General features: G+C 64.5%; 6 protein-coding genes. All 6 read right to left on the reverse strand.

All coding sequences use genetic code 11. The features are described 5' to 3' along the window. Positions 1-33: 33 nt before the first annotated feature. Entirely contained in the window at positions 34-3000 is a 2967-nt protein-coding gene (locus F7R19_RS29150) for a Tn3 family transposase (RefSeq protein WP_001138070.1), read from the reverse strand. Between the two features lie 2 nt (positions 3001-3002). After that, complete coding sequence (locus tag F7R19_RS29155; protein ID WP_027982055.1) at positions 3003-3572, reverse strand: recombinase family protein; 570 nt, start codon at positions 3570-3572, stop codon at positions 3003-3005. Continuing rightward, positions 3478-4479, reverse strand: coding sequence for a DUF3330 domain-containing protein (locus F7R19_RS30425; RefSeq protein WP_008652068.1), 1002 nt, complete (start codon positions 4477-4479; stop codon positions 3478-3480). The genes F7R19_RS29155 and F7R19_RS30425 overlap by 95 nt, the downstream gene beginning before the upstream one ends. Then, a complete protein-coding gene (merE, locus tag F7R19_RS29165) occupies positions 4476-4712 on the reverse strand; it encodes a broad-spectrum mercury transporter MerE (RefSeq protein WP_003132004.1) in 237 nt (78 codons plus the stop codon). Before merE ends, F7R19_RS30425 begins: the two co-directional genes overlap by 4 nt. Beyond that, the gene (gene merD / locus F7R19_RS29170; RefSeq protein WP_000995360.1) at positions 4709-5074 is read right to left on the reverse strand and encodes a mercury resistance co-regulator MerD; all 366 of its coding nucleotides are present in this window, start codon (positions 5072-5074) and stop codon (positions 4709-4711) included. Before merD ends, merE begins: the two co-directional genes overlap by 4 nt. 17 nt (positions 5075-5091) lie before the next feature. Continuing rightward, the coding region (locus F7R19_RS29175) for a mercury(II) reductase (protein ID WP_170292678.1) at positions 5092-5990 on the reverse strand (899 nt) is incomplete at its 5' end.

The following is a 5990-nucleotide window of genomic DNA, read 5'->3' on the forward strand; positions in this document are numbered from 1 at the left end:
GGGGTCGCCTCAGAAAACGGAAAATAAAGCACGCTAAGCCGGTTGCAGCGGTCGTAGCGGCCTGAACTTGCCCGCGCCGATCTTGGCGCTGCTGCGCCAGAGGTAATCGCCGGTGAGGTTGATGTGCTCCCAACCGAGCGGCGACAGGTACTGCAACAGCGCGTCATCAACGGCATGGCCGTTGCCACGCAGCGCGTGCGCAGCCCGTTCCAGATAGACCGTGTTCCACAACACGACGGCAGCCGTTACCAGATTGAGGCCGCTAGCCCGGTAGCGCTGCTGCTCGAAACTGCGGTCGCGGATTTCACCCAGGCGGTTGAAAAACACTGCCCTGGCCAGCGCATTGCGCGCCTCGCCCTTGTTCAGGCCGGCATGCACGCGGCGGCGCAGTTCCACGCTTTGCAGCCAGTCCAGGATGAACAGCGTGCGCTCGATGCGGCCCAGCTCGCGGAGCGCCACGGCCAGGCCGTTCTGGCGTGGGTAGCTGCCGAGCTTTCGGAGCATCAGGGAGGCCGTCACCGTGCCCTGCTTGATCGAGGTGGCCAGCCGCAGGATTTCGTCCCAATGGGCGCGGACGTGCTTGATGTTGAGCGTGCCGCCGATCATGGGTTTCAGCGCGTCATAGGCGGCGTCGCCCTTCGGGATGTAGAGCTTGGTGTCGCCCAGGTCGCGGATGCGCGGCGCGAAGCGGAAGCCCAGGAGGTGCATCAGGGCGAAGACGTGATCGGTGAAGCCCGCCGTGTCGGTGTAATGCTCCTCGATCCGCAAGTCGGACTCGTGGTACAGCAGGCCGTCGAGCACGTAGGTCGAATCGCGCACGCCGACGTTCACGACCTTGGTGTGAAATGGCGCGTACTGGTCAGAAATGTGGGTGTAGAACGTCCGCCCTGGGCTGCTCCCGTATTTCGGGTTGATGTGGCCGGTGCTCTCGGCCTTGCTGCCGGTGCGGAAGTTCTGGCCGTCCGACGATGAGGTGGTGCCGTCGCCCCAGTGCTCGGCGAAGGGATGGCGGAACTGTGCGTTGACCAGATCGGCCAGCGCCGCCCCGTAGGTTTCGTCGCGGATGTGCCAGGCTTGCAGCCAAGCCAGCTTGGCGTAGGTCGTGCCGGGGCAAGACTCCGCCATCTTGGTCAGGCCCAGGTTGATCGCGTCGGCGAGGATCGTGGTCAGCAACAGGTTCTTGTCTTTGGCCGGGTCGCCCGATTTCAGATGCGCGAAATGCCGAGTGAAGCCCGTCCATTCGTCCACCTCCAGCAGCAGTTCGGTGATCTTGACGTGCGGCAGGATCATTGCCGTCTGGTCGATCAGCGCTTGGGCGGTGTCGGGTACCGCCGCGTCGAGCGGCGTGATCTTCAAGCCTGACTCGGTGATGATGGCGTCCGGCAGCTCGTTGGCCGTCGCCATACGGTTGACGGTGGCAAGCTGTGTTTCCAGCAGCGTCAGCCGGTCGTTCAGGTACCGGTTGCAGTCGGTGGCCACGGCCAGCGGCAATTCGCTGGCCTGCTTGAGGCTGGCGAATTTCGCGGGCGGCACCAGGTAGTCCTCGAAGTCCTTGAACTGGCGCGACCCCTGCACCCAGATGTCGCCGGAACGCAACGCGTTCTTCATCTCCGACAGCGCGCACAGTTCGTAGTAGCGCCGGTCGATGCCGGTGTCGGTCATGACCAGCTTCTGCCAGCGCGGCTTGATGAACTCGGTCGGCGCGTCGGCGGGCACCTTGCGGGCGTTGTCGCTGTTCATGCCGCGCAGCACCTCGATGGCGTCGAGCACGTCCTTCGCGGCGGGAGCGGCCCGCAGCTTGAGCACGGCAAGGAATTCCGGCGCGTAGCGGCGCAGCGTGGCGTAGCTTTCGCCGATGCGGTGCAGGAAATCGAAGTCCTCGGGCTGCGCAAGCTTCTGCGCTTCGGTGACGCTCTCGGCGAAGGCATCCCAGGACATGACGGCCTCGATGGCGGCGAACGGATCGCGGCCCGCCTGCTTGGCCTCGATCAGCGCCTGGCCGATGCGGCCGAACAGCCGCACCTTGGCGTTGATCGCCTTGCCGGACGCCTGGAATTGCTGCTGATGCTTGTTCTTGGCGGCGTTGAACAGCTTGCCCAGGATGCGGTCGTGCAGGTCGATGATTTCGTCGGTGACGGTGGCCATGCCCTCGATGGCAAGCGCCACCAGGGTGGCATAGCGTCGCTGCGCCTCGAACTTGGCCAGGTCGGCGGGCGTCATCTGGCCACCCTCACGGGCGATCTTGAGCAGGCGGTTCTGGTGCACCGACCGCTCGATGCCAGAAGGCAGGTCGAGCGCCTGCCACGCTTTGAGGCGTTCGATGTGTTCCAGCATGTGCCGCGAATTCGGTTTGACGGGCGATTGGCGCAGCCAGGCCAGCCAGGTCGTTTTGCCGTTGTCCCGACGCTTGAGCAGATCGTCGAGGCGGCGGCGATGCGCGTCCGACAGCGGTTCGGCCAAGGCATCGTAGATGCGCCGGTTGGCGCGGGTGATTGCTTCGGCGCTCGCCCGCTCGACGGCGTTGAGGGCAGGCAGAATGACCGACTGCTGCCGCAGGTGCTCGATCAAGGTGCTGGCCAGCACGATGCCCTTGTCGGTCTGCAAGGCCATCTCGGTCAGCAACTGGACGGCCTGCCGGTAGTGGCCCATGGTAAAGGGCTGGAAGCCGAACACCGTTTGCAGTTCGACCAGGTGCTCGCGCCGGGTCTGCTCCCGCTGCCCGTATTCGTCCCAGCTTTCGACGCTGACCTTGAGCTGGTCGGCGACCAGTTTCAACAAGGGCGGAAACGGCGGCTCATCGACGCCCAGGATGACACCAGGAAAGCGCAGGTAACAGAGCTGCACGGCGAAGCCCAGCCGGTTGGCCGGGCCGCGCCGCTGCCGGATGATGGAGAGGTCGGTTTCGCTGAACGTGTAGTGACGGATCAACTCATCCTTGGTGTCCGGCAACGCCAGCAGGCTTTCGCGCTCGGCGGCGGACAGGATTGAACGACGTGGCATATTTACTGATCCGTTCTCAAGTATTGATACAGGGTTTCGCGACTGATTCCGAATTCACGAGCCAGCTTGGTCTTTTGCTCGCCAGCCTCGACACGTTGGCGCAGTTCGGCAATACGCTCAGACGACAGGGATTTCTTCCTGCCACGGTAGGCCCCGCGCTGCTTGGCGAGCGCGATGCCCTCGCGCTGCCGCTCGCGGATCAAGGCGCGTTCGAACTCGGCGAACGCGCCCATTACCGACAGCATCAGGTTCGCCATCGGCGAGTCCTCGCCGGTGAAGGTCAAATGCTCCTTAAGGAACTCGATGCGTACGCCGCGCTGGGTGAGGCCCTGCACCAGGCGGCGCAGGTCGTCGAGGTTGCGCGCCAGACGATCCATGCTGTGCACCACGACCGTGTCGCCTTCGCGCACGAAGGCGAGCAGCCGTTCCAGTTCGGGCCGCCGTGTGTCCTTGCCCGACGCCTTGTCGGTGAACACTTTATCCACCTGGATCTGTTCGAGCTGCCGTTCTGGGTTCTGGTCGAAGCTGCTGACGCGGACGTAACCGATGCGCTTGCGCTTCGAAGCGTTGATAACACTCCAACCCGCAGAAGTGCTCGACGTATTCCGCGCCTTCCGGGGTGAAGGCGGCATCGAGCGGGATTTCCTTGCAGCACACGCAGCAACTGGTGGTGGTCGAGTCACTTGCATTCATGGTGGCACCCCTCCATTGACTGACGAAGACGGCGAATGCCGCCGCCGGCATTGGCTTCGCGAACAGGAAGCCTTGTCCTGTGTCGCAGTCCGCTTGTCGCAATAGATCAAGACTCGCCGATGTTTCCACGCCTTCAGCCACCACATCCATGCCCAGCCCGTGCGCAAGCTGAATCACGGTGTGCACGATGGTTTGGTCGCGGCGGTCGTTGGCGAGCCCGGCGACAAACGATTGGTCGATCTTGAGCGTGCTGATTGGGCAGCACTTCAGATGTTGCAGACAGGAATACCCCGTCCCGAAGTCATCGGCGGCGAAGCGCACACCGATCTGCCGCAAGGCGTCCAGGGCGGGGAAGATCGCCGGATCACCAAACGCGACCGATTCGGTCAGCTCGATTTCGAGATACTCGGCGGGCAACTCGGCATCAGCCAGCACGCCCTTTACCCACCCGTCGAAGTCCGGTCCCACTTGGCTCGCCGAAACATTGACGGCCAGCCGGAACGGTCGCCATGCCAGCATTCGCCAGTCACGCATCTGGCGGCAGGCTTCGCCCAGCACCCAAGCGCCGATTTCAGGCATCAGGCCGGACGATTCGACCACGGGCAGGAACTGGCCCGGTGGCAATAGTCCAAGCGTCGGATGACGCCAGCGCAACAGGGCTTCCGCGCCGACAATCCCACCACTGCGCAGATCGACGACGGGCTGGTAGTGCAGTTCAAGCTGCCCGCGCTCGACCGCTTGGGCCAGTTCCGGCGTCGTCCATCCATCCGGCCGGAAAGCGCTCATTCTCTTTCCCTGAATGCCCGCAACGCCCGCGACAGGGACAGAAGGAACAGGCCGGTCAAACCGAGCGCCGCGATGACCCAATGCTCGCCGAGGAAAGCACCGGCGGTTGTGCCGGCCAGCACGACAGCGAGGATGGGCAGGTGGCAGGGGCAAGTCAGCACAGCCAGTCCGCCCCACAGGTAGCCGGTGATCGGTTTGTGCGTCTCGGACGGCAAGCGCTCGGGGTTGTTCATGGCAGACTCTCCGCGTGCTGTGCCGGCTCGGTCGGCAGGGTGGCCAACTGCACTTCCAGATCGGCCAACGCTTCGCGCCGACGCTCGACGAACTGACGCAGCAGGGCAAGCTGCGCGGCCGCTTCGTCGCCGTCCGCCGCATCCAGCGCCCGGCACAGCCGCGCCAGCGCGTCGAGGCCGATGCCCGCCTCGAAGGCCGCCCGCACGAAGCACAGCCGTTGCAAGGCGGCGTCATCGAACAAGCCGTAGCCGCCTGGTGTGCACGCCACCGGGCGCAGCAATCCGCGCAGCAGGTAGTCGCGCACGATATGCACGCTCACCCCGGCATCAAGAGCCAGCCGGGACACCGTGTAGGCGTTCATTGAACACCTCCTTTTTCTCACCCGGCGCAGCAGGAAAGCTGCTTCACATCCTTGTTGAAGGTCTGCGCCGCGAGCTTCAACCCCTCGACCATCGTCAGGTAGGGGAACAACTGGTCGGCCAGTTCCTGCACCGTCATGCGGTTGCGAATGGCCAGAGCCGCCGTCTGGATCAGTTCACCCGCTTCCGGCGCGACCGCTTGTACGCCGATCAGCCGATGGCTGCCTTCCTCGATAACCAACTTGATGAAGCCGCGTGTGTCGAAGTTGGCGAGCGCACGCGGCACGTTGTCCAAGGTCAAGGTGCGGCTGTCGGTCTCGATCCCGTCGTGGTGGGCTTCCGCCTCGCTGTAGCCCACGGTCGCCACTTGCGGATCGGTGAACACCACGGCCGGCATTGCGGTCAGGTCGAGCGCCGCATCGCCGCCGGTCATGTTGATCGCGGCACGGGTGCCGGCCGCTGCCGCCACATAGACGAACTGCGGCTGGTCGGTGCAGTCGCCGGCCGCGTAGATGTTCGGGTTGCTCGTGCGCATGCCTTGGTCGATGACGATGGCACCTTGCGCATTGACAGTGACCCCCGCTGCGTCCAGCGCGAGGCTGCGCGTGTTCGGTGTCCGACCGGTGGCAACCAGCAGTTTGTCGGCGCGCAATTCACCGTGCGTGGTGGTCAGCACGAATTCACCGTCCATATGGGCGACCTGGCTGGCTTGCGTGTGCTCCAGCACCTCGATGCCCTCGGCACGGAAAGCGGCTGTCACCGCCTCGCCGATGGCCGGGTCTTCACGGAAGAACAAGGTATTGCGCGCCAGGACCGTGACCTTGCTGCCCAGCCGGGCAAAGGCTTGCGCCAGCTCCAGCGCCACCACCGACGAGCCGATTACGGCAAGGCGTTCGGGAATGGTGTCGCTCGCCAGGG

It is taken from the genome of Cupriavidus pauculus, from assembly GCF_008801835.1.
In the GTDB taxonomy this organism is placed as follows: domain Bacteria; phylum Pseudomonadota; class Gammaproteobacteria; order Burkholderiales; family Burkholderiaceae; genus Cupriavidus; species Cupriavidus pauculus.

Excerpts from the sequence above, each read along its gene's own strand:
- F7R19_RS29150 (WP_001138070.1), bottom strand. The coding sequence starts at position 3,000 with ATGCCACGTCGTTCAATCCTGTCCGCCGCCGAGCGCGAAAGCCTGCTG.
- merD (WP_000995360.1), bottom strand. The coding sequence starts at position 5,074 with ATGAACGCCTACACGGTGTCCCGGCTGGCTCTTGATGCCGGGGTGAGC.
- F7R19_RS30425 (WP_008652068.1), bottom strand. The coding sequence starts at position 4,479 with ATGAGCGCTTTCCGGCCGGATGGATGGACGACGCCGGAACTGGCCCAA.
- merE (WP_003132004.1), bottom strand. The coding sequence starts at position 4,712 with ATGAACAACCCCGAGCGCTTGCCGTCCGAGACGCACAAACCGATCACC.